At 44.3% G+C, this 21,139-nt stretch carries 19 protein-coding genes; 7 read left to right on the top strand and 12 right to left on the bottom strand.

All coding sequences use genetic code 11. The features are described 5' to 3' along the window. Positions 1-46: 46 nt before the first annotated feature. The 7 genes from MSG38_RS02030 to MSG38_RS02000 are packed head-to-tail and all read right to left on the bottom strand — an operon-like array spanning position 47 to position 6,588. Positions 47-1,423, bottom strand: coding sequence for a BatD family protein (locus MSG38_RS02030; protein WP_248400864.1), 1,377 nt, complete (start codon positions 1,421-1,423; stop codon positions 47-49). Then, the gene (locus MSG38_RS02025) at positions 1,410-2,129 is read right to left on the bottom strand and encodes a hypothetical protein (protein ID WP_248400863.1); all 720 of its coding nucleotides are present in this window, start codon (positions 2,127-2,129) and stop codon (positions 1,410-1,412) included. The genes MSG38_RS02030 and MSG38_RS02025 overlap by 14 nt, the downstream gene beginning before the upstream one ends. Next, positions 2,123-3,103, bottom strand: coding sequence for a VWA domain-containing protein (locus MSG38_RS02020; RefSeq protein ID WP_248400862.1), 981 nt, complete (start codon positions 3,101-3,103; stop codon positions 2,123-2,125). Before MSG38_RS02020 ends, MSG38_RS02025 begins: the two co-directional genes overlap by 7 nt. Beyond that, entirely contained in the window at positions 3,096-4,121 is a 1,026-nt protein-coding gene (locus MSG38_RS02015) for a VWA domain-containing protein (RefSeq protein WP_248400861.1), read from the bottom strand. The genes MSG38_RS02020 and MSG38_RS02015 overlap by 8 nt, the downstream gene beginning before the upstream one ends. Continuing rightward, complete coding sequence (locus MSG38_RS02010) at positions 4,114-4,653, bottom strand: DUF4381 domain-containing protein (protein WP_248400860.1); 540 nt, start codon at positions 4,651-4,653, stop codon at positions 4,114-4,116. The genes MSG38_RS02015 and MSG38_RS02010 overlap by 8 nt, the downstream gene beginning before the upstream one ends. A 19-nt stretch (positions 4,654-4,672) precedes the next feature. After that, entirely contained in the window at positions 4,673-5,605 is a 933-nt protein-coding gene (locus MSG38_RS02005; protein WP_248400859.1) for a DUF58 domain-containing protein, read from the bottom strand. 14 nt (positions 5,606-5,619) lie between these two features. Beyond that, entirely contained in the window at positions 5,620-6,588 is a 969-nt protein-coding gene (locus tag MSG38_RS02000; protein ID WP_193840373.1) for a MoxR family ATPase, read from the bottom strand. Between the two features lie 403 nt (positions 6,589-6,991). Here MSG38_RS02000 and MSG38_RS01995 point away from each other — a divergent pair, with 403 nt between their 5' ends. Continuing rightward, entirely contained in the window at positions 6,992-8,047 is a 1,056-nt protein-coding gene (locus MSG38_RS01995; protein ID WP_122080889.1) for a DUF1254 domain-containing protein, read from the top strand. 415 nt (positions 8,048-8,462) lie between these two features. After that, on the top strand, positions 8,463-9,026 hold the full coding sequence (locus MSG38_RS01990) for a type II secretion system protein (protein WP_122080890.1): 564 nt from the start codon (positions 8,463-8,465) through the stop codon (positions 9,024-9,026). Between the two features lie 144 nt (positions 9,027-9,170). Here the strand turns inward: MSG38_RS01990 and MSG38_RS01985 are convergent, their stop codons facing one another. Further along, a complete protein-coding gene (locus MSG38_RS01985; protein WP_248400858.1) occupies positions 9,171-10,520 on the bottom strand; it encodes an MATE family efflux transporter in 1,350 nt (449 codons plus the stop codon). A 353-nt stretch (positions 10,521-10,873) separates the two neighbouring features. Here MSG38_RS01985 and MSG38_RS01980 point away from each other — a divergent pair, with 353 nt between their 5' ends. Further along, positions 10,874-11,134 carry a hypothetical protein gene (locus MSG38_RS01980; RefSeq protein ID WP_059018611.1) on the top strand — a complete coding sequence of 87 codons (261 nt, stop codon included), beginning with the start codon at positions 10,874-10,876 and terminating at the stop codon, positions 11,132-11,134. A 339-nt stretch (positions 11,135-11,473) separates the two neighbouring features. Here the strand turns inward: MSG38_RS01980 and gcvP are convergent, their stop codons facing one another. From gcvP to MSG38_RS01965, 3 genes are all read right to left on the bottom strand, one after another. Beyond that, positions 11,474-14,353 (bottom strand): aminomethyl-transferring glycine dehydrogenase, encoded by a 2,880-nt coding sequence (gene gcvP / locus MSG38_RS01975; RefSeq protein WP_048608445.1) that lies wholly within the window; start codon positions 14,351-14,353, stop codon positions 11,474-11,476. Positions 14,354-14,442: 89 nt separating this feature from the next. Further along, on the bottom strand, positions 14,443-14,823 hold the full coding sequence (gene gcvH, locus MSG38_RS01970) for a glycine cleavage system protein GcvH (protein ID WP_017064654.1): 381 nt from the start codon (positions 14,821-14,823) through the stop codon (positions 14,443-14,445). Positions 14,824-14,874: 51 nt separating this feature from the next. Beyond that, positions 14,875-16,167, bottom strand: coding sequence for a serine hydroxymethyltransferase (locus MSG38_RS01965; RefSeq protein ID WP_017064653.1), 1,293 nt, complete (start codon positions 16,165-16,167; stop codon positions 14,875-14,877). A 441-nt stretch (positions 16,168-16,608) separates the two neighbouring features. Between MSG38_RS01965 and MSG38_RS01960 the strand changes: the two genes are divergently transcribed. The 3 genes from MSG38_RS01960 to MSG38_RS01950 all read left to right on the top strand — a co-directional run bounded on the left by MSG38_RS01960 (position 16,609) and on the right by MSG38_RS01950 (position 20,156). Beyond that, positions 16,609-17,232 carry an XRE family transcriptional regulator gene (locus MSG38_RS01960; protein ID WP_017064652.1) on the top strand — a complete coding sequence of 208 codons (624 nt, stop codon included), beginning with the start codon at positions 16,609-16,611 and terminating at the stop codon, positions 17,230-17,232. 448 nt (positions 17,233-17,680) lie between these two features. Beyond that, positions 17,681-18,814, top strand: coding sequence for a glycine cleavage system aminomethyltransferase GcvT (gene gcvT / locus MSG38_RS01955; protein WP_061038316.1), 1,134 nt, complete (start codon positions 17,681-17,683; stop codon positions 18,812-18,814). A gap of 280 nt (positions 18,815-19,094) precedes the next feature. Then, positions 19,095-20,156, top strand: coding sequence for a trypsin-like serine protease (locus MSG38_RS01950; protein ID WP_086967965.1), 1,062 nt, complete (start codon positions 19,095-19,097; stop codon positions 20,154-20,156). 101 nt (positions 20,157-20,257) lie between these two features. On the opposite strand, the gene MSG38_RS01945 is transcribed toward MSG38_RS01950, so the two are convergent. After that, a complete protein-coding gene (locus tag MSG38_RS01945; RefSeq protein WP_086969399.1) occupies positions 20,258-20,584 on the bottom strand; it encodes a hypothetical protein in 327 nt (108 codons plus the stop codon). Positions 20,585-20,785: 201 nt separating this feature from the next. Here MSG38_RS01945 and MSG38_RS01940 point away from each other — a divergent pair, with 201 nt between their 5' ends. Then, entirely contained in the window at positions 20,786-21,103 is a 318-nt protein-coding gene (locus MSG38_RS01940) for a helix-turn-helix transcriptional regulator (protein ID WP_248400857.1), read from the top strand. The last annotated feature ends 36 nt before the right edge of the window (positions 21,104-21,139 follow it).

The raw sequence follows: 21,139 nt of genomic DNA, 5'->3' as shown, positions 1-21,139 counted from the left end.
TAAGTAGACCGATTAGTTAAGTAGACCGATTAGTTAAGTTGACCGCTTAGTTCAGATTCCAATTAAACCTAAACGGTGTTCTTCGGGTTTTGGGCGATTCATTGATGGCTTTTAACAGTGTTTTGGCTTCTGCTAGTGAAACTGAGAGGGAAGCTGAAACTGGCCCTTCAGTATTTTTTGCGTAGCCAAGCTTCAATAGCTTCTTCCAAATGTCGTTTGATTCAGAATCTAGAGGCAGTTGAAGCGTGCCTTTCGACAAGGTTTTTCGCCCCGTAATTTCATAGACAGTTTGCACCGCTTTGCTGTACTGCTTTTCTTCAACGTGTCGACAGAACTGAATACTCAACTTTTTGGTATTCAATTGCTGGCGTACGACAAAATAACGTTTTAAATCAATGAAGTGATTTCCGATCAGGCGAGCAATCGCAGCAAGGAATACTCCAGCGATGACCAAGTAATGCCAATATTGACCCAGCCAATTCGATAAGGTTTGAGCCCCGTCGCTCGATCCTAAAGTGTTACTTAGCGAGTCTAATAACTTTGCGTCACCGACTTGAAGCGTTTGCTGCACTACAGTCAACGATTCCAGCTGATTGGTTTTTGTGTTCCACCATGTCATAGTCTGTTTTGGTAAGACGACTTTCCCTTGTTCTTGAAGAATTAACGTTACCTGTTGTTTGAGTGTCGCGGTATTGCTTTTATTCAGGCGATTAAATACGTTTTCTTTGACTGCTGGTTTGCGATACAACTCAATGCCGGAAATGTCTGGGATGTTGATCTCCGGCAGCAACATCATGTGTGAGTTTGCCACGCTTAATGTATACGTTGCAGTGACAGCGTGGCCAACTTCGAATTCGTCGGTAAACGGACGATCGGTTGATATCGAAAGCTCAGCATTTGGGCTAACAATCAACGCGTCTGTATCAATCTTGCTCACGGGCATTTTGGATGTAAAGTTAATGGGTTGAGATTGAATCGCACCTTCAACAACGTTGTCGCTGGTCAGCTCTACACTAACGGGGATGCTCAATTCAGGAACAGTAAACTCGCCAGCTTGCATTGGGTACAAATAGTAGCGTGCTTTTTGTGTAAACCACTTAATGCCTTCAATTGTGCGTGCTGAACGAGCGACTTTCTGATCATCTTTCTTTACGACCGTGTTGGGTATATCTAAGTAAGGTAATGCCAACTCTTCTTGAAAGGGGCGGGTACTCAATACTTCAACGTCGAGTGCGACTTGTTGTTTCACTGCGACATCTTGAGCTTTAATTTCAACGTTTAGCTTCAATTCACCGTCACTGATAAGCTGGTTTATGTCATTAGCACTTGCAGGCATTGAAGTTAAAAGCACCATCGCGGATAAGACAGTAAACCAACATTTCAGAAGGGCGGATGCTCGGGCTGTCGATTTAGTTTTGTTCATTGCTGTATTCCTGTTGAAATTTTTGTCTTAGAAACTTAGATGGATTCTGTCTGACTTGCTTTAGCCAAACTTGGTCAGAGATCACGAGCTCCTTCTGACTCCCTTCTTTTGGTTCGTCGTCGACCAATTTCCTATCATCAATGACTTTTTCTGAATCTTGCTTTGTCGGTGGTGTGTTCTTGATTTTCTCTATCGCAGCTTCCACAACGGCTAGGTTGTTTGTCGCTTGTTCTGAATACGTTTCGTTGTTCAACAGTTCGTTGTAAAGCGCCGTGGCTTTATCAAATTGAGCTGTATGAGCGTAGCTGTTTGCGACGATTAACTTAGCGAAATCAGTCAGCGCTGCCGGTTCGCCACCTTGTTCACTATTTTGTGGGCTTAATTGGTCAATCGCGCCAAGGAAATCGCCTGACAAATAACGACTGTAGGCTTTCCATGTTGGATCATCGAACAGAGCGGCACTTTGCGCGTAGTTGCCTTGCTTGAATTCAACATAAGCGTGTTGATCGTTGGATAGCCAAAAATCAAAAAATGAGTGCTTATCGGCAATTCCCCAAATCAGATTTCCTGCAATAAGCACAAGCAACAAGTGCATTGGCTTAAGTTTGGATAACCAAGCTAAACGACTGGATTGGTTCGGAGTCGAAGAGGTTGGCTTCGTCAGATTACCGAACTCATGATTCACTACCTGTTTATTATTTACCACTGTAGCGTCCACCCTTTTCTAAACCACATCAATTGAATCGGCAGCAACAAGAACAGCAACCAATAGCCCACGTCTAACCAAGGTAGGGCGCTATCGCTGACCGCAAACAGGTTGTTTTGAATGCCTTGATAAACCGCGTCTACATCGCTAGCGTCGTGGGTGAATGAAACCATGTTTCCATGACCTGCTTGCGCGAGTTGTGACAGTGAAGCGAGTTGAGTTTCTGTTAAACCTGCTGTGCCATTTCCGCCACTTTGTGGGTTTTCACCCATCGCCCAAACGATCACTTGGTGTTGCTGTTGTTCAAACGCTTTAGTGAATTCTTCTATCGCTTGGTCATTGGTCTTGTCCGTCAGTATCAAAACCGTTGATGGTGCTTTTGCTTGTGAGATTAGCTCGAGCGTTGGCTTTAACACCGAAGCCGGTTTGCTCTCGTTATCTGGTAACAAGCTTCCATCCAATACATCGAGGAAGTATCGCGTTAACTCTTTGTCTTTGGTGACAGGCATAGCGACATGCGCACTGCCGCCGTATATGACTAAACCAGTTTTTGCGTCGCCGCGCAGTTCAACAAGCTGATTGATCTTCTGTTTAGCGCGCTCTAATCGTGACGGCTGAATGTCGGTTTTATTCATTGAATCAGAGACATCCAAGGCGATCACCAGCTCGGAATTGTCTTCAAAAAAAGGTGAAGGTTGTTGCTGCCACGTTGGACCCGCCATAATGAGCGTGGCGAGAACCGCAAACACCAAAAACAATCGATTAGGAGAAACCATACGCGCTCGATTTTGGTTGAGAGACAGATGTTCCACCATGTTTTTAGACATGACAGGTTGCCACTGCGCGACCAAATCGTCTTGTTGAACGAGTGCGCGATAAAACAACACGAACGGGACCAGTGCAAACAACCATAATGGGCGCATGAAATGAAACTGGGTGATATCGCCACCAAACAATGTATTGAAATCAGTCATTGGTTAGCTCCTCTCTACGACGAATAACGCGCTTTATTTCTTTTTTACGACGCAGATTTGCACCAAACACGATTAAGGCAGCGAATAGGTTGCTCACCAGACACACGCCAAATGCATAGTGGTGCAAGCTGTGTTTCGGACGGTGAGATAAAAGTTCGAACTCTTGCTGTTCTAGTTCATCTATCGTTGCGTAAGCTTGTTCGAGTTGCTTTCGGTCCATGGCATGAAACATCTGCCCGCCAGTTGTGGCTGATACCTTCTCCAATGTTGGAAGATCCATCTTGTAGCGACCTTTGGTACTCGGGTCACCAATTGCAATGGTGTAAATCTTAACGCCATATTTGGCGGCGATTTCGGCGGCTTTGACAGGAGGCATTTTCGAGCTTGTGTCATCACCATCGGTTAGCAGAATCATCACTCTTTGGCGGCTCTGTTCTTGTTCGAATACGGCAATTGATAAGCCAATCGCATCGCCAAAAGCGGTTTGAAACCCGGCGTAGCCAAGCTCAACGTCTTCGAGCAGCGATTGCCACACGTCAATATCTTCAGTAAATGGCGCTTGAACATACGCAGAGTCGGCAAACAAGATTAACCCCAAGCGGTCATGTTCTCGCTGGGCTGCGAACTCTCGCAACACCTGCTTTGCAATGGTTAAACGGTCGTGTTTGTTGCCTTCTTTATCGGCAAAATCCTCTTCTGACATCGAACCTGATAGATCAAGTGCGACCATAATTTCACGAGCGGATTTCTTTTGTTCAATGGGTTCGCCTACCCACATCGGTTTGGCAATCGCAACGATAAGAGCAAGATAGCTGATAATGACCAATAGCCATTGCACTTTACGGCGGCTCATCTTGACCGCGGTTTCAGAGGACTCTTGTGAAGACACGGCAATCAGGCGATCGAAAAAGGGCACTTGAATCGCGCTTTTTGACTCTTTGTAAACAGGCAATAACCAATACACGGCAAAGGGTAAGCAGAGCAGTGCAAACGCTATCGGGTATTCAAATTCAATCATGTGACACCTCGTGATGCTTTATCCAAAGTGCAACGTTCTCCATGATGGCGTTTCGTTTTTCTTCCGTTAATGTCGCTGCTGAAGAGTAGGCGAGTTGAGCAAGTACGCCTGAAAGTTCTAATGTAGAGAACTCGGTTGAAAATTGGCGATTAGTGCAATGGTCGTCTAACCATTTTTCCCAATCTGTACCAGTTAAAGGGGCGACCTCTGCACGAGGAAAGGCGTACAATGCGGTTCTTCGTAGCAGTTGTGGTAGCTTTTGAAATGATGAAACGTCACCGGATTGAGCCTCTAAAGAGAGTTGCTCGAGTTCTACCAAGGCAGCGCGTCTGTATGTGTTTGCTAGGTACTTTTGAATAACTAAATAGACACGATATAAAGCGAAGCAAAACAGCAACAAGAGCAGCCAGTACCAGCCTGGTGCATTCGGTAGCCACGAGATACTTTCTGGCAAAGAAGGCTCAGACAAAGAGGCCATCAATGGATTCACGTTCTCTGGTTGTAAAGGCTCAAGCCCAGTGTTAGTCGTCATAGTCTGCATTCTCAGTTATTTAACTCGCGCCGAGTGCTATTCTAAGCTGAACATCGGTTGGATCGACGGTGTTGAATGGCAATACAGGGATTCGATATTTTTTCGCCACTGCCGTGAAATTATCTATGGCTTGAACCACATCTTTGGCAAATGCATCGCGTAACTGTGCTTCTTGGCCTGATACGGATAATTGCAATTGCCCATCGCTGAGTACCATCTTATTCAGCGTGGCTAAATCATGCTCTAGTGGGTCGGTAACATGACACAACACTACATCGTTGTGCTGACACAAAGCCTTGATTTGCTCTTCGCTACGCTCGTTATAGCCGTAGCCATCGGTAATTAAGATCACTAGGCCATCATGCTTAACCAACCTTTGCGCCTGATGAAACAATTTAGCGAACGAATTGGATTGTGTGTCTTGCGCCTTTCCCGCTTTGAGCTGCTGATTCTTACTCGCAATCTCATTGAGTATTTTGAGTACGTGATTTGCGCTGCGTTGTGGCGAAAGGGGCAGAGCAGTACTGTCGTTATAAACAATGGCACCCACACGATCGGTACTGTCTATGACTTTCCAAGCGATCAAAGCTGCGATTTCTGCAGCAACTACAGATTTCATTCGACCAGTACTGCCAAAGAACATGCTTGTGCGCTGATCGACCATGACATAAACGTTACGCTCTCGTTCTTCAGAGAATATTTTGACGTGTGGCTTGCCCGTTCTATTGGTCACTTTCCAATCCATGGTGCGAATATCGTCACCAATTTGGTAGTGACGCATCTCTTCAAAGTTCAATCCACGCCCACGTAGCTTTGAAACGTGGCGACCCGTTAACGCACTGTTGATTGGCTGATTAGGTAGAAAGTCAAAGCCATGCGCCTTGTATTTCAACAATCGCAATGCCTTTAGATCGGTATAGATATCGGGATCAAGTGTTGGTTTCGTCTCCATGGTGACCTCTCGCGTTACGCTACTGCAACTTGAGACAAAATCTCATCGATAACTCTGTCTGAACTGACGCCTTCAGCCAGTGCATCGTAAGACAGAATCAGACGGTGACGCAGCACCCCATGAACCACTTTACGAACATCATCAGGGTCGACAAAGTCCTTACCGTTTAGCCATGCCATCGCTCTTGAACACTTGTCTAACGCGATGGTTGCACGCGGGCTTGAACCAACACCAATCCATTGTGAAAGGGGTGATTCTGGGTACAACTCGGGTTGTCTTGTTGCCACCACAATTGCGACAATGTATTTAAGAACCGCGTCGCTACAATGTACGTCGCGCAGTTGATCACGAGCATCAAAAATACATTGAGGATCAATGGGGGCGGGCTTCTCAGTGCTTGGTTTTTCCTCACTTCGAACCATTTTAATGATCTGCTCTTCGGCATCCGCATCTGGATAATCGAGATTTATTTTCATGATAAATCTGTCCATTTGCGCTTCTGGCAGTGGGTATGTCCCTTCTTGTTCAACCGGGTTTTGTGTCGCTAAAACCATGAATAGGTCAGGCAGTTTGTAAGTCTTGCCAGCTACAGTGATTTGTCGCTCTTCCATTGCTTCTAACAACGCAGCTTGTACCTTTGCTGGAGATCGGTTGATCTCATCCGCCAGTAATAGGTTGTTGAAAACTGGGCCCGGTTGGAAGGTAAGCGTCGGTTTGCCATCTACGTCTTGATATACCTCTGTGCCCGTTACGTCAGAAGGCAGAAGATCCGGCGTAAATTGAACACGACCAAGGTCAACCTGCAGGGCAGAAGCCAATGATTTGATAGAACGAGTCTTTGCTGTTCCGGGTAATCCTTCTAGCAGAACATTACCATTTGTAAGTAGCGCAACCAGTAATGTGTCGACCATATGCTGCTGGCCTATTACCGAGGATTCCATCTGCTGCTTTAGTTGGTTTATAGAGTCTAAAGTTGGGTTCATTTGCTTACCTATTGACTAATTAATCAAGTGAGATTCAGGTCACCAGATGGCGAAAAGATAAATATTGTTAGTTAAAGCAACTATTTAAATCACCTTTGCTAAGGGTAGTCGAAAATAATTTCGACATACGCGATCAACATATCTTTGTTAAAGACTCACCTTGGAAATACTGAATTGTATGGTCTATAAATAGGCTACTGTATTGTTTGCATTTTAATCAAGTATAAAGGTTGATAAGTAACATTACTTCGCTGCATATCTCTTATACGGCGATGTCATTTGTTAATTTATGCTGCCTTGATAACATTGTTCACAAGTTGAGCGGTTAACGAACTAACTGTTCGAACAAAAACAAATGGACTATGTATTGATTTAGCGTTATCGATTTTATTAGAGGTCAACAATGAAAAAATTAGCATTAGTAGTTTTAGGTTTAAGCGCAGTTTCTCTTTCTTCTTACGCAGCTGAAGAAGTTTCAACTCTGACAGAGTTCTTCAATGCCGATGGTGAAGTGACTACCGTCGACAATTACGCGGTGTACGAAACGTCACGCCAATATTTGAAAAACCAAGAGCTTGTTGGCGTTAATAAATTCCTACACAAACGCGAACTCACGCCAACCGATAAACAGCCTGTGGTTCGAATGAACCGAGACACTTACTACTCAATGGCTGTGATTAACGTTTCACAAGGCGCGACGATTACGCTACCTGAGATTCCTGAAGGCAAATACATGTCGATGGAGGTGATTACAGAAGACCACCGCATTCAGCCAATGCAATACGGTTCTGGTACGTTTGATCTTTCTACTCACAGTGGTGACCACGTGTATGTCATCGTTCGTACTGATGCGACGTTCACCAAAGATGAAGTTCATAAAATCCAAGATCAGATGAGCATTGATGCAAAAGCAGATGGCGAATTCATGGCAATGCAAGTGGATGAGAAATCATTCGATGAGGTAGAGAAAAACCTTAAGATGGAAATGCCAAAACTACTAAAACGCGATGGTGCTCAGGCGACGTTTGGTATGTTTACCAGCCCTGAAGATGCTTCAAAAGAGATGTTTACCAAAGAGAAGTACGCAGTGGGTGCGGCTATCGGTTGGGGTGGCGCGCAGTTAGATGACAATATTTATGAAGTCTCTGGCAACTTCCCGGCAGACACTTGTCATCAGGCAACCTTTGATGACCCTAAAAACCAAGCGTTTTGGTCGGTAACTGTCTACAACAAGCAAGGCTTCATGTTTGGTGAAGTGGCGAACGTAAGCTCAAACACGGCTGAGAAAAATGCAGACGGCACTTACACAGTAAGCTTTGGTTGTGGTGATGATGCTGTAAACAACATCAAAACAGAAAACGACTCTGGTGTGTTTAATTTAGCTTTCCGCCATTACATTCCAAGCCAAAAAGTACGTGATGGATACCGAGTGCTTCCTTACGTTAAAGCTGTGAACTAATGTTGCGATAGTCGTATAACAATTGATAGATACGCGCTATTACCCGTGGTAGTAGCGCGTTTTTTTATGGGTTCTATTTCATTTCTTGCTTTCTTAAGTGGAGAAACACAAAGGGCGAGTCAAAAAATGGTCTAACTTTGGTTATACGCAGCGTGTCTCAGTTCAAATAAATCAATTAAACCTTCTTCCATCGATACTTTCAGTTACCCCAAGCATTTGATCGAATTTAAACCCGCTGACACCTTATGTGACAACGCTTCCAGTTATCTTTGCAGCCTCTAGATAGAACAAACACCACATACCAGTGTTATAAAAACTGATAGTAATGGAGTGTTATGAGTCCTATTTGAGGTGTATAGTTATAGGTAATTCATTGGTTTATCGAATATTTAAGTTATCAAAAGATACGGATGTCATGAAGAAAAACGGCTTTACGTTAATGGAATTAATCGTTGTCATCGTGATACTCGGTGTTTTAGCTGTAACGGCAGCACCGAGGTTTCTTAATATCCAAGAGTCAGCGAGAGAAGCGGTACTTGAAGGTGTTGCGGGTGCGATGGAAGGGGTGATCACACAAGTAACCTCTAAGGCGATTATTGCTGGGCTTAACCCTAGTGCAGAAAACCCAGATGACCAAGGTGACTATGTTATCGATTTCGGTATCGGTCGCGTTGAAGTAGATTGGGGGACGCTTTGCCCTGAAAGTGAAGGGGACAAAGGTGATGAACTTGATATGATTGATTTTCTGACGCTATCTGAAGATGATAATTTAACATCGGCTGTTGGAAACCGACACACTGTCGTTGGGTACACTCATTCATTTAGTCAAGCAGACCTTGATAGCAACAATCTAATTGACGATGCTTTGCCTGCTGGGTGTTATGTTATCTATGATTCTTTTGGTGGGCGAGTTACCGGAAATGAATGTCCTGCTGGTGGTTGTGAATGTACCGTTCGTGTAGTAAACGACGAATGTTAACCAGAGCAGCTAAACGATTCTATTTAGATTAAAGCTTATTCGAATTCAATAAAAAGCGCGTTATTACCAAATGGCAATAACGCGCTTTTTGTATTAGCTTATTGGTTTATTTTAGTTTGCTAACGCAGCATCTGCTGGTGGCAATTAACGCTTCCTAATTACGTACCGCAAACGAAGTAACATCAGAGCGGCTGACACACTCAAGCCCGTCAGAATACCAATCCAAAAGCCTTCTTCACCCATTGCAGGCACAATGTGGTCTGTTAGGCCCAATACCATGCCCAGTGGTAATGCTAAGCCCCAGTATGAAGCGATAGCTAAGATCATCGGGATCTTAGTATCTTTATAGCCACGAAGTGCGCCGTTAGCAGACGTTTGCAATGCATCGCTGAACTGGTACATCGCCGTAAAGGTCAACAATACCGCTGCTGTTGCGCTGATTGCTGGGTCGGTGGTGTAAAGCCTGATGATCCACTCAGGGAACAGAAGGAACATCGCAACCGAAAGTAATGAAATCAACGCCGCAACCAAGATACCGACTTTACTTCGCTCAATCGCGCCAAGTTCATCTTTTTCACCCAAAGCGTGCCCAACACGAATCGTAATACCAAAAGAGATACTCATCGGAATCACGTAAGTTAGGCTCGATATGTTAAGTGCAATTTGTGCGGCTGCCACGTTCTCTGCACCAATACGGCCAATCATCAATGCGATTACCGCAAAGATACTGCCACATACCGCGATGTTCATCCCGATAGGTAAACCTAATCTTAGAAGGTGAAGCATCTCTTTTGCTTTTGGCTTCGCATCTGAAAAGTTGATGATGGTCTTATAGTGGTGATGACCTTTAATGTAGGAATACAGCATTCCCGACATTAACCAATACACCAAGCTTGTTGCCCAACCACAACCCACAGCGCCCATTTCAGGGAAGCCAAACTTACCGTAGATAAGCACGTAGTTGACCGGAATATTTACCAACAAACCAACCACCGAAATGATCATTGGCACTTTGGTGTTGTTCATACCTTCACAGAAGCCATTCAAGGTATAAAACAGGGCAATACCCGGAACACCAAAGGCTAGGGCAAACGCATAGTCACTGCCGATAGGGATGATTTCAGCGGCAACACCAATCCATTCTAGGATCGGTTTCGCACTCACTAAGTAAGCGATAAGCAGCACGCTAGCAATTAATGCGAGCCAAACCATCTGGAAGAATTCAACAGAGATACTCTGGAAGTCACGTGCGCCGCGGTGGTAAGCGACAACAGGCGTTAGCGCCATAATCACGCCACGTAATAGCAGTAACACTGGGATCCAAAGGCTAGTGCCAAGTGCAATAGCGGCGAGGTCGGCAGGGCTTACTTGGCCAGCCATTGTCGTATCGACAAATCCCATCGCTTGGGTAGCTATTTGAGTCAAAATGATTGGAACCGAAAGATGCATAAGCGCACCCGATTCACGAGTAAAAGGACGAAGTTTCGTTAGCATGGAAGTTCACAACACCAATATAAATACACGAATGATGGCAGGATGGCCGGTGTGCATTTTAGGATGTGCCCCGTTGGGCGGGCGACAATATAAACACCTTACCGTATAGGGTCAAGCATTGGATTTATAGAGTTTCACTTACTATGAGATAGGGATAGGTTCTAATGGTTGTAATACTAGTTTAATGTGTGTAAATAACTGATTTTAATATAAATAAAACTAGATAATAAATTTCGACATTTACCTGTCAATTTTTCAAATGAGCATCACAAATTACGCTTATATCTATTACCTAGAATTTATTCTTTAACTGTCTGATAATAGGGCGATATATTTCTATTAAAGGTATAGATATGGAATCGAAAGTTGAGTTGTTGGCATTACTCACTCAAGAATATTGTGACTATTGCGAAATACCAGTGAGTGAAGTCCAGAAAAAGCGTGAAAAGAAGTCATTTATTAATGGTATTATGACGGCATCGAGAGTCATCGGAGTTAGCTTTGATGAGCTTAACGAGATTGTTGGCGCTAATACCGAGTCAAAATTTGAAAGTCTAGACGACAAGCTCGCTATTCCTACTTACATACGAAATAAAATTGAGCTTGAGAGATAGCCAGCAGATCGGCGACGCGCATAGTTAATTTGAACGCTATGTACCATATTCTGTTTGATTGGGTTTAGAGAGCTTTCTACTGCCACAAAGCCAACAGAAACACAAATAACCCAATCCCAAGCGTGACTTTTAGAAGTAAGCCAAGATGGGCTCCACCTTTTGGCGCTTTATTGCAACATCCCATAATTTGTTTCCTCATTCATCGTTGGATTTACTTCACCTTAAACCTTTCCCTTACGGTAAGGTCAATGCATTTGTTTACCTCGAATTTCAGAAAACAAAAAGGCGAACCATTTGGTTCGCCTTTTGTTATGTTTCGCTGCTTCGCGCCGCTACGAATTAATCTTCGTAGTTATCGATGCTTGGGCAAGAACAGATTAGGTTACGGTCGCCGTATACGTTGTCTACACGGTTAACTGTTGGCCAGTACTTCGAGTTCTTGGTTGCTTTCGATGGGAAGCAAGCCAGTTCGCGAGAGTAAGGGCGGTCCCATTCTGCGCCTGAAAGGTCAACTTGAGTGTGCGGTGCGTTCACTAGAGGGTTGTTGTCTAGTGGCCATTCACCGGCTTTCACTGCTGCCATTTCGTGACGGATTGCGATCATCGCTTCACAGAAACGGTCTAGCTCTTCTAAATCTTCAGATTCAGTTGGCTCAACCATTAGCGTGCCTGCTACTGGGAAAGACATAGTAGGTGCGTGGAAACCGAAGTCCATTAGACGCTTAGCAATATCTTCTTCGCTGATGCCTGTGTCTTCTTTAAGCGGACGAATATCGATAATACATTCGTGCGCTACGCGGCCGTTAGTGCCACGGTAAAGAACAGGGTAGTGAGGACGTAGTTTCTCCATCACGTAGTTCGCGTTCAGAATCGCTACTTTAGTTGCGTCTGTTAGGCCAGGTTCGCCCATCATCGCGATGTAAGCCCAAGAGATAGGTAGAATTGAAGCACTGCCTAAATCTGCTGCTGATACCGCGTAGTCAGAACCTTGTACACCGTTTTCGATGTGACCGGGTAGGAAAGGTGCTAGGTGCGATTTAACACCGATAGGACCCATCCCCGGACCGCCACCACCGTGTGGGATACAGAATGTTTTGTGTAGGTTTAAGTGAGATACGTCTGAACCGATGAAGCCAGGTGAAGTTAGACCTACTTGAGCGTTCATGTTCGCGCCGTCTAGGTAAACCTGACCGCCCGCTGCGTGTACTTGTTCACACACTTCTTTCACTTGCTCTTCGTATACGCCGTGCGTAGAAGGGTAAGTGATCATGATGCTTGATAGGTTTTCTTTGTGCTTCTCGATTTTCGCTGCTAGGTCTGTCATGTCGATGTTGCCATCTTCATCACACTTAACAACCACTACCTTCATAGAAACCATAGACGCTGTTGCAGGGTTAGTACCGTGCGCAGAGCTTGGAATCAGACAAACGTTACGGTGAGCTTCACCGCGGCTTGCGTGGTAACGTTGAATCGCGATCAGACCCGCGTATTCGCCAGATGCACCAGAGTTAGGCTGTAGTGAGAAATCGTCGTAACCGGTGATTTCACATAGCTTCTCTTTAAGATCTTTTGCTAGTGCTGTGTAGCCCGCCGCTTGCTCTAGAGGTGCGAATGGGTGAATTGAACCAAACTCAGGCCATGTTACTGGAATCATCTCAGCAGCAGCGTTCAGCTTCATCGTACAGCTGCCCAGTGGGATCATGCCGTGAGTTAGTGAGAAGTCTTTGTTCTCAAGCTGTTTTAGGTAACGCATCATTTGCGTTTCGCTGTGGTGCGTGTTGAATACTGGGTGAGTTAGGAACTCTGATTCACGACGGCAGTTTTCTGGAATTGCTGCAAACTCGTTTGATGCAATGTCAGAAGATAGCGCTTGAACGTCTTCTTTTACGTCGAAGATAGCGAATAGGGCATTCACGTCGTCGACTGTAGTTGTTTCATCTAAGCTGATACCGATTTTACCAACAAGTCGACGAAGGTTGATGTCTGCTGCTTGCGCTTTTGCGTACAGTGCATCTGTCTTGTCTTCTGTGTTCAGCGTGATGGTATCAAAGAAGCTGTTGTTCGTTAGCTCGTAACCCGCTTTAGTCAGGCCAGCTGCTAGGATAGCTGTCATGTGGTGTGTACGACGAGCAATAGTACGAAGGCCTTCTGCACCGTGGTAAACCGCGTAGAAAGACGCCATGTTTGCTAGAAGCGCTTGAGCTGTACAGATGTTCGACGTCGCTTTCTCGCGGCGGATGTGTTGCTCACGAGTTTGCATTGCCATACGTAGTGCTTGGTTACCGTGAGTATCGATTGAAACACCGATTACACGACCTGGCATTGTACGCTTATGCTTTTCACGAGTACCCATGAATGCAGCGTGTGGACCGCCGTAACCCATAGGAACACCGAAACGTTGTGCTGAACCGATTACTACGTCTGCGCCCATTTCGCCAGCTGGCTTAAGTAGAGCAGAAGCAAGTAGGTCAGTTGCAACCGTTACAAGAGTCTTGTTTGCTTGAGCTTTCGCAATGATGTCTGTTAGGTCGCGAACTTCACCTGTTGTACCAGGGTATTGAACCAACGCACCAAATACGTCTTGCTCTGGAAGTGTTTCAAGAGCACCAACCATTACTTCAAAACCGATGTACTCAGCACGAGTTTTAACAACTTCTAGTGTTTGAGGGTGAACATCATCAGCAACGAAGAATACTTTGCTCTTGCTTTTGCCAGCACGCTTACACAGTGTCATTGCTTCGCCAGCCGCTGTCGCTTCATCAAGAAGAGACGCGTTCGCGATTTCCATACCAGTTAAGTCCATTACCATTTGTTGGTAATTCAGTAGAGCTTCAAGACGACCTTGAGAAATCTCTGGTTGGTATGGTGTGTAAGCTGTGTACCAGCCTGGGTTCTCTAAAACGTTACGTAGAATAACGTTTGGAGTGAATGTGTTGTAGTAGCCTTGGCCAATGAAAGTACGTTTCACTTGGTTTAGGTTAGCGATCTCTTTAAGAGAGGTCAGCATGTCCATTTCGCTCAGTGGCGCAGCAAGTGTCATTGGTTTTTCAAGACGGATTTGTGCAGGAACCGTTTCGTCGATCAGTGCTTCTAAGCTAGTCGCGTTGATCGCTTCAAGCATTTTTTGCTGGTCTGCTTTATTAGGGCCGTTATGACGAGCAACAAACTCGTTTTGCGTACCCAAGTCTTTCAGTAATTGGCTTTGAAGTAATTCAGTCATGATATGTTCTACTTTCTCTCTGGAGCCGTGAGCTAGCCCCTAAAATTAAGCTGCTCAAAAGAGCAGCTTTATCGTAATGAGGTTACCTATTAGTCTTCTTCGATAGAGCTTAGGTATTCTTCCGCATCTTTAAGGTTGTTTAGTTCAGACGCATCAGACATCTTCACTTTAACAATCCAACCACCTTCATAAGGTTCTTCGTTGATTAGCTCTGGGCTATCTTCTAATTCTTCGTTGATTTCTACGATTTCGCCAGAGATTGGTGCGTAGATATCAGAAGCAGCTTTCACTGATTCAACTAGAGAGAAGCTTTCGCCAGCTTCAATTTCGTCATCAGTGTCAGGCAGGTCAACAAACACAACGTCACCTAGCATCTCTTGAGCATGCTCAGAAATACCGATAGTCACAGTACCGTCACCGTTGTCTTTTACCCACTCGTGGCTGTCTGCAAACTTTAGTGTATTGTCCATTGCTTATTCTCCAAAAATTTATGAGGTTTTAATTTAAATCTTAAAAACGGTTTAACGGTAAAGAGGGAAGCGTTTGCAAAGCTCTTTAACTTGCTTGCGAACACGTTGCTCAACTTCAGCGTTGCCTTCAGGGCTTTCAACTAAGCCGTCAAGAACATCGCCGATCCATTCACCGATAAGTTTGAATTCTTCAGTGCCAAAACCACGACTGGTTCCAGCTGGCGTACCTAAACGAATGCCAGAAGTAATCATAGGCTTCTCTGAGTCGAATGGTATGCCATTTTTGTTACATGTGATCCCTGCACGCTCTAATGCTTCTTCAGTTACGTTACCTTTCAAGCCCTTAGGACGAAGGTCAACCAGCATTAGGTGCGTGTCTGTTCCGCCAGTCACAATGTCACAACCGCGAGTTTGCAACACTTCAGCAAGAACTTTTGCGTTGTCGATCACTGAATCAATATAAGTATTAAATTCTGGGCCAAGTGCTTCGCCAAACGCCACTGCTTTAGCCGCGATAACGTGCATTAGTGGGCCACCTTGAAGGCCAGGGAACACTGCAGAGTTGATCTTTTTGTTGATGTCTTCGTGGTTAGTAAGAATCATGCCGCCGCGTGGGCCACGAAGTGTTTTGTGCGTTGTTGTAGTCACAACGTGTGCGTGTGGTAGTGGGCTAGGGTGAGCACCTGTCGCGATAAGACCCGCGATGTGTGCCATATCGACCATTAGAATAGCGCCAACTTCGTCAGCGATTTCACGGAACTTAGCGAAATCAATAACGCGTGGGATAGCACTACCACCAGCAATAATCATTTTAGGTTGGCTTTCGATTGCTAAAGCGCGAACCGCTTCGTAATCGATTTCAAGTGTGTCGCGGTCTACGCCATATTGAACTGCGTTGAACCACTTACCAGACATTGCAGGGCGTGCACCGTGTGTAAGGTGGCCACCAGCGTCTAGAGACATACCTAGGATAGTGTCGCCAGGTTGAAGTAGGGCAAGTTTAACTGCGCCGTTCGCTTGAGCACCTGAGTGAGGCTGTACGTTTACGTATTCGCATTTGAACAGCTGTTTAGCGCGTTCAATCGCGATAGCTTCAACTGTATCTACGTGCTCACAACCACCGTAGTAGCGACGGCCTGGGTAGCCTTCTGCGTATTTGTTGGTTAGGCAAGTGCCTTGAGCTTGCATTACTGCTTTAGAAACGATGTTCTCAGAAGCAATAAGTTCGATTTGTTCGTTTTGACGAGTGTTCTCTGCTTGGATTCCAGCAAATACTGCGTCGTCAGTCGCAGATAGGTTCGTAGAGAAAAAACTGTCTAAGCTATGGTTTTGGTAAGCGTTCATTGTCGAGACCTTTCATTAAGCTAATGGTGATTGTTTTTATAGTCCATTAGGTCTTACGTTGATTTCTGCATCGGTATCGTTTGCGCTATATAGGTATAGATAAACGTGAATTGCGTTATAAATATACTCTTACAGCGTCTAAGCGATCGTTGTAGGGTCAATGCAGCACGAATTGTTTCCCAAAAAGTTCGGGTAAAAAACAGCTCTTACAAATGTTAAATCTATCATTTGCTGCAAGCTGAAGTAGCATCTCTTCATCTAACAAGTCGATAACATAGCTCCGATAAAATCAATTTTCAACAAAAATTTCCAATAGGAAACAACTTTTCTCGTTTTGCTACAGGGAGCACGCTTTATTTCTGTGTGTGCTCTTTAATCAACAAACCGCTTCATGCAACAATGAAATGAATAGACAGGAAGTAAGAAAATAATGAGGGACCTATGTCAGAAGACATTTATGATGAGTACCCATCTTTAACGTTGGCGAAAGAAACGTTAGACCAGAATATAGAACCACTTAGGCTTGGCCAGCGTATCAAAGATATCCGCGGCAAGCTTGGGATCACGCTAGAAGAAGCAAGCCAAAGAACGGGCTTGGCGCGTTCTACGCTGAGCAAAATCGAGAATGAACAAATCTCGCCAACCTTTCAAGCTATGCAAAAATTAGCGATGGGTTTGCAAATTGATATGCCACAACTCTTTGAGCCACCTAGAAAAAAAGTCGCAACAGGACGTCGTGACTTAACTAAAGCAGGCCAAGGCAAACCTCATCCGACACCGACTTATGAGCATGAATTGCTTGCGACAGAGCTTTCTAACAAGAAGATGATGCCGTTCAAAAGCCGCGTAAGAGCGCGTACTTTTGAGGAATATAATGATTGGGTTCGTCACGATGGTGAAGAGTTCTTAATGATCATCTCTGGCGATGTGATGTTCTACTCAGAATTCTACGAACCTGTGCCAATGAGCGAAGGCGATAGCATGTATTACGATGCCAATATGGGCCACATGCTGATTTCTACCAGTACAGAAGATGCACTCATTTTGTGGGTGACTGCAAAATAAGTTAACAAATTTAAAATTTCTTATAGTGAATGCAAACGTTTGCTTTTGTTTCGAACGTTTGCCAACAGACGCGATATTGATGTGAAAATCATCAATATCGCGTTTTTGTATGTATCTATAAATTGTTTTTAAATTGTTAAATGTCACATTTTGAGCTGTTTTAATCTTGTTAAGGGTGTAAAACTCACTCAGGCTTGTTTATTATAGTGAACGCGGTTTACTCATGTTGATTGAAGTTTACTGAAGTGAATTCTTAGAAAGTGAGTTGTATGGGATTTGTACAGCTATTCAGATTTATAAAGCTAACAATATAAGCCTATATAAAAGACATCACTTTTTACTATCTACTGTTTCTAACGTTAATCCGTATCGTTAGAGGCGACTCTAAATAGAGATATAAGCGGCAGACTCGATTTTGGACAGCCTGCAACGCTTCATGGAGAATAAAATGACTCAAGAACACGCTAATCAAGACCTACTAACAACACCACTGCATGCACTTCACGTTGAAGAGGGTGCGAAAATGGTTCCTTTCGCTGGCTACGATATGCCAGTTCAGTACCCACTAGGTGTAAAGAAAGAGCACTTACACACTCGTGACGCTGCCGGTCTTTTTGATGTTTCTCACATGGGGCAACTTCGTCTACATGGTGCGAACGCAGCTGCTGTCTTAGAATCTTTGGTTCCTGTAGATATTATCGACCTTCCTTCTGGTAAACAGCGTTACGCGTTCTTTACTAATGATCAGGGCGGCATCATGGATGACCTTATGGTTGCAAACCTAGGCGATCACCTATTTGTTGTTGTGAACGCGGCTTGTAAGACACAAGATATCGACCACCTTACTGCGCACCTACCAGCTGACGTAGAGATGGAAGTGATTGATGACCGCGCTCTATTAGCACTTCAAGGCCCTAAAGCATCTGAAGTTCTTGCTCGTTTCCAACCAAGCGTTGCAGACATGCTGTTCATGGATGTTCAAAAAGTCGATATTGATGGCGTTGAATGCATCGTGAGCCGTAGTGGCTACACGGGTGAAGATGGCTACGAGATCTCTGTACCGAACGATCACGCTGAAGCATTAGCGCGTAAGCTGACTTCAGAAGCTGAAGTTGAGTGGATTGGCCTTGGTGCTCGTGACTCACTTCGTCTTGAGTGTGGTCTATGTCTGTACGGTCACGATCTAGATACAACAACAACGCCGGTAGAAGCTAGCCTTTTATGGGGTATCCAAAAAGTGCGTCGTACTGACGGTGAACGTGCAGGCGGTTTCCCTGGCGCTGATATCATCCTTGAGCAAATCGCGACTAAAGACGTTCAGCGCAAGCGTGTTGGTCTTGTTGGTCAGACTAAAGCACCAGTACGTGAAGGCGCTGAGCTGTTCGATGCTGAAGACAACAAGATTGGCGTTGTAACAAGTGGTACTGCGGGTCCTAACGCGGGCAAGCCTGTTTCTATGGCTTACGTTCGTACTGACCTAGCGGTTATTGGCACTGAAGTATTCGCTGAAGTTCGTGGCAAGAAGCTACCAATGACAGTAGAAAAAATGCCATTCGTACCTCAGCGTTACTACCGTGGCTAATCTCTTTTAAGAGAAAAACACCAAGTTTAACGAAAGCCTATTGTTTGGTTCTCTTTATTGGGAAGCCTAACGGTAGGCTTTTTTGTTTTTGGTAGCGTATGTTTTTGTGATCGTATTAGGTTTAGCGTTACCCACTAACAACGGTTACTTAAAATTCGTTTATAAAATGAGATATGTGGCGATATCGTTACAAATACTTACTATAATCACGGTTGTGACGTGTTATGGTGACGATTCATCATTTTTGTAAATAAGTAGTAGGGGTTACAAGGAGTTAACTATGAACGTAAACCATACAATGAGTCCGGTTCGTAAAGCCGTTTTAGGGCTTTTAGCGCCATTGATTTACACATCAAGTGTTATGGCAACGGAAAACACGGACGAAAGTACTCCTGATGTGGGTGTAACACCTTATATTGTGAATGGCAGCGACGCCACAGTAGCTGAGTTTCCTTCGATGGCGAGCTTATTCATTGATCGTATTGATTATGACGGTGTTTACTCAACAGGCCCTTATTGCGGCGCAACCATTTTAGACCAGACCCACATTCTAACCGCAGCGCACTGTATTTACGGTAACGAAGAAGGTCAATTGTTTACTACTGTTGTCCCTCAACTTGAAGATTCGTCTCAATTTCCTAACGGTAACATTCAAAAAGCACGTGTATCCGAAGTTTACTATCGCAGTGATTATTCAAATGCGTTGAGCGACCTATTACGCAATGACGTTGCTATACTTAAGTTAGAAAGCGCACTGAATGTCGACTCAATCAATGATGTTGTTAAGCGTCCTTCAAACGATGATTATCGAATTGGTGTTAATGACTTCGTTGCTGTTGGCCATGGCGATACACGTTCAGGTTTTGACAGTACGACCTTATTGCAAAAAGCATCTCTTAATTATGTAGACAATGCGACTTGTGCAACTGCTTTTATTGATGGTTCTGCATTAACTGATAACCAAATATGTTTTAACGGTGATTACAGCCCATTTAGCGGGCTCTTTAATGGTACTTGTCAAGGTGACTCTGGTGGTCCAGTCTATTGGAAAGATGGTACTGACTATAGACAGGTTGGTATCACTAGCTTTGGGCCAGACACATGTGGTGGAAACTCTACGGTGACATCTGTATTTACTGAAATCCTTGACTATAAAGTCTGGATTGATAGCGTAATTGCTGGAACTGAAACCGCTAAATTTGTTTCTACTGACGCTAAGCGAACAGCTTATGTGAATGCGCGAACTTCATCTGGTTCTGGCAGCAGCGGAGGTAGTGTTTCATTTGGTTTGCTAGGTATGCTGATGTTGATTGCTAGTGTTAGAAAAGCAGTTAAACGTTAGAACTTCAAAATGTTAGAACAAGTCGACGCTTTATCTAACGATAGCGTCGACTTTTTTATTTCTGCAGGTTTATCTGTTTAGTCATTTACCCGCTTAGGTACTTAGCTGCTTAGTTCTACAACCGCTTTACGGCTGTATCTTTCTAGAATCTCATCCATCTCTTTTATCGCAGCATTGATGCTTTTAGTCCCACCTTGCGCTACACCTTTTTCATTTTCGTTCAATGCAGAAAAAGCCTGCTTTAATTCCTTACCTTCCAACATGCTCCCGTGTAGCAACACCTCTTTGTAAGTGAGTAGCTTATGTTGTATTGCAATAATTTCTGGGCGGGGATTGTCTGATTCTAATGCGTTACTAATGCAAGGAAATGCCAATGTATAGTGATTCGCAATTTCCAATTTGACGTTTTTCTTATTCGCAATATGCAATTTTCTTAATTTCCCAACACTTGAGTCTTCAAGTTTTCTAGCCTTTACGCCCACGACCAATCAAAGCGTGAAAGTTTATGATACGTAACGTTTTTTAATAATTGGATAATATGCCTTTGATGGCTTATGTAAACCATCACAAGTCAATATGGTCTGCTTCTTGCTGAAATTAGGTCATAACTGTCTAATGAGGAAAAGCTAATGTCACAAGAGCCCATAGTCATGGCGCTGATTGAGCGCAGAAAGCAAGCTAATTTGTCGCAAGGAAAGCTGGCCTCAAGTGCAGGAATGAGCTTAAAGACTTACCAACGTATTGAGCGCGGAGAAGCGGACATCAAAATGTCTCAGTACCGTTCGATCACAAGAACTCTGAAAGTGACTGATTTGGATGTCGTGCTTGATATTGTGGGTGCATCGCAAGCGACTGCAGAAGATGTAGCAGCGGTCAGTCGCTTACTGACCAGCGAAGAGAGAATGTTGTTGATTAAACTGATCTTATCGGTCAAAAAACAGAAGTAGTCTGTTTCTGATAACAGAGTTAGAACGGTTGTTTCA

This window comes from Vibrio sp. 1CM24A, from assembly GCF_023161725.1.
Classification (GTDB): Bacteria; Pseudomonadota; Gammaproteobacteria; order Enterobacterales; family Vibrionaceae; genus Vibrio; species Vibrio coralliirubri.
The sequence above is the reverse complement of the archived record's forward strand: the minus strand, read 5'-3'. Positions and strand labels throughout refer to the sequence as shown.